This window comes from Salicola sp. AFF1 (assembly GCF_056783195.1).
This window is the reverse complement of the sequence record NZ_JBXAYL010000074.1, coordinates 1-2,499: the sequence shown is the minus strand read 5'-3', so window position 1 is coordinate 2,499 and position 2,499 is coordinate 1. Positions and strand designations below refer to the sequence as shown.

Annotated in this window: 3 protein-coding genes; all 3 read right to left on the bottom strand. The window is 62.2% G+C overall.

The window, feature by feature from the left end:
* Positions 1 to 42 precede the first annotated feature (42 nt).
* Genes tnpC through tnpA form a run of 3 tightly spaced genes read right to left on the bottom strand, consistent with a single transcriptional unit; the run spans position 43 to position 2,414 of the window.
* Positions 43 to 1,677, bottom strand: a complete 1,635-nt coding sequence (gene tnpC / locus AC1RQI_RS16615) for an IS66 family transposase (protein WP_481905726.1) — start codon at positions 1,675 to 1,677, stop codon at positions 43 to 45.
* Positions 1,678 to 1,722: 45 nt separating this feature from the next.
* Complete coding sequence (gene tnpB, locus AC1RQI_RS16610; RefSeq protein WP_481905725.1) at positions 1,723 to 2,091, bottom strand: IS66 family insertion sequence element accessory protein TnpB; 369 nt, start codon at positions 2,089 to 2,091, stop codon at positions 1,723 to 1,725.
* Positions 2,091 to 2,414 (bottom strand): IS66 family insertion sequence element accessory protein TnpA, encoded by a 324-nt coding sequence (gene tnpA / locus AC1RQI_RS16605; RefSeq protein WP_481905724.1) that lies wholly within the window; start codon positions 2,412 to 2,414, stop codon positions 2,091 to 2,093. Before tnpA ends, tnpB begins: the two co-directional genes overlap by 1 nt.
* Between the last annotated feature and the right edge of the window lie 85 nt (positions 2,415 to 2,499).

The window sequence follows — 2,499 nt, the reverse complement described above, 5'->3', positions numbered from 1 at the left end:
GTAAGCGCAAGCAAATCGACCCACTTGCCCCGGAACCCGCTATCAGCTCTTTGTAGGAGCTGGCTCCAGGTCAGTATTCCAGGGCAGAAGCGCTTCCAGCTTCTCGACGGTGTCCGCCTCGCCGATGTGTTTGAGGATATGATGGATGTAAGCGGAGGGTTCCAGGTTGTTCGCCTTGGCCGTTTCGATCAGTGAGTAGCAGGTGGCACTGGCGTTGGCCCCTCGCGTGGTGTCGGCGAACAGCCATGCCTTACGTCCAAGTGCGAACGGGCGGATGGCGTTCTCGGCCCGGGCGTTGCTGATCTGCAGATCACCGCGTTCGCAGTAGCCCACCAGGGTCTCCCACTGGTTCAGGGCGTAGTCCATGGCCTTGCGGGTCAGTGAGCCTTTTACGACCTTGTCAGCGTTGTCGTCCAGCCAGCTCTTGAACGCCTGCAGCCGGGGCAGGCTTTCGGCCTGGCGGATGCGATAGCGTTCGTCATCGCCGAGATCAGTGATCCGGCGCTCGATGGCGTAGAGCTTGCGGATGTGGTTCAGTGCCACATCGGCCTTGGATGTTTGCTGTTGGCCCTTGCCTTTCTTTTTCGCCGGCGCCGCTTTCGAGGCCTCGACAAACTTGCGACGGGCATGGTCCCAGCACCCGATCCGGGTGATGGTGTTATCCCGACACACTTTGCCGTAGCCGGAGTAACCATCGGCTTGCAGGATGCCCTGGAAGTCATCGAGCAGGCGCACGGGCACACTACCCCCGCGCGAGGGGTCGTACTCGAACAGCACCGTGGGCTGGCCCGGTGGCCCGCCCCGGGTCACCCAGATCCATTTGTCGGACTGGGCCGTTTTGCCATCCTCCTTGAGCACCTGCAATCGGGTCTCATCGGCCTGGATATAGTCACTGGTGTTCTGCGCCTCGCGCATGAGCTGGATCAGTGGCTTGAACACCTCATCCAGGCGGATGATCCAATGCGCCATGCTGGTGCGGCTGAGCGGATGCCCGAGCCGCGCCAGCATCGTCTCCAGCCGGTACAGCGGCAGCCCATCGGCGTATTTCGAGGTGATGATGTGGGCCAGCAGCGAGGTCGTGGCAATGCACTTGCCCAGCGGATGCACGGGACGGGGCGCTGCCACCATGGATTCATCCCCGTCGTTGTGCTCGAAAACGGCTTTTTCCTGCCAGTACTCCAGCACATTCAGCTGCGCGGGGATGAACTCCAACTCCTCCTTGACCTTGGTGAAGAAGGTCTTGCTGGCGCCAGCCTTTTGCTCGTCGCTGAGGGTCAGCTCAATGCGCTTGCGCCGCAGTGCGGCTGAGAAGCCGCGCTGGGCGCGCTTGCGCGCCGGCTGCGGTGGCTCATCCGGATCCGGCTCTTGGTCGTCGTCTCCAGCCTCGTCGCGCAGCGCCTCGATCTCGGCTTCCACCTCCGCCTCATCGAACAGCGTGATCTGGTCGCGATGCTTCTCGCTGCTGGCGGCGAACTTCTGGAGGGTTTTCAGCCGCAGCATTTCCTCGAGCAGATCAATGCGGGTGTCGCGCTGCTGTAGGGCCTGCTCTTTCGAGGCCAGCGCCTGGTCCCTGGCGTTGAGCTGCTGCTGAAGGTCGCCGATAACGCCCATCAGCTCAGCAGGCGAAAGGGCGCTGAGATCGGGGGCTGAAGGGACGTTATCGGGCGTTGATGTCATGAGCAAATGATAACAAAAACAGCGATCTGGCGCACGCAAAAACGCCTACCCGAGGGCCTCGTAATGCAGTTTTTTATGGCCCTTGAGCAGCGTGATGTCGTACCCATCGAGCAGCCAGTTGATCTGTTCGCCGGTCAGTGGCATCAGCTCCTCACCCGGGCCCGGCCACTTGAACCGCTCCTCCGCCAGTGCCTTGTAATACAGCACAAAGCCGTTGTCTTCCCACATCAGGCACTTGATCTTGTTGCGCTGGCGGTTGGTGAACGCGTACAGGGCGCCGGTGAACGGACTGTGCCCCAGCTCCTGCTCGACGATCAGTGCCAGCCCATGAGCCTGCTTGCGGAAATCCACCGGTGCCCGGTACAGGTAGATCTCCGGAAACTGGTGAGACGGGCGCAGGTACCGCTGACGCATCAAAGCTGGCTCAGCACGGCGCCCAGCAACTCGATGTTGCCCGCGTGCAAGCCAGTGATGGCCACGCCGCCGGGCAACGACACGGTCAGCCCATCCGGGCCATCCCCGCCGGGCGCTGGCGCCACCCGGGCAAAGCCGGCCGGCGCAGCCGAGGCTTGCGCCTGGTTCTCGGACTCAGGCGCGCCCTGGAGTTTTTGGCGCCAATAGACAAACTGGTGGTACGTGAGGGACCGTTGCTTGCAGAACGCAGCCCCGGACAGCTCGGATGCCGCCCAGTCAGCAAGGGTCTGCTGCCAGAACTGATGACGCTCGGTGCGGGTCATACCGACTCCTCCAATGCTTAACAGGATGGAATCAGTGTGAGGGGTGTTCAGGCCAGCGAATAGGTGTCGGTTCGTTGGCGCTTAC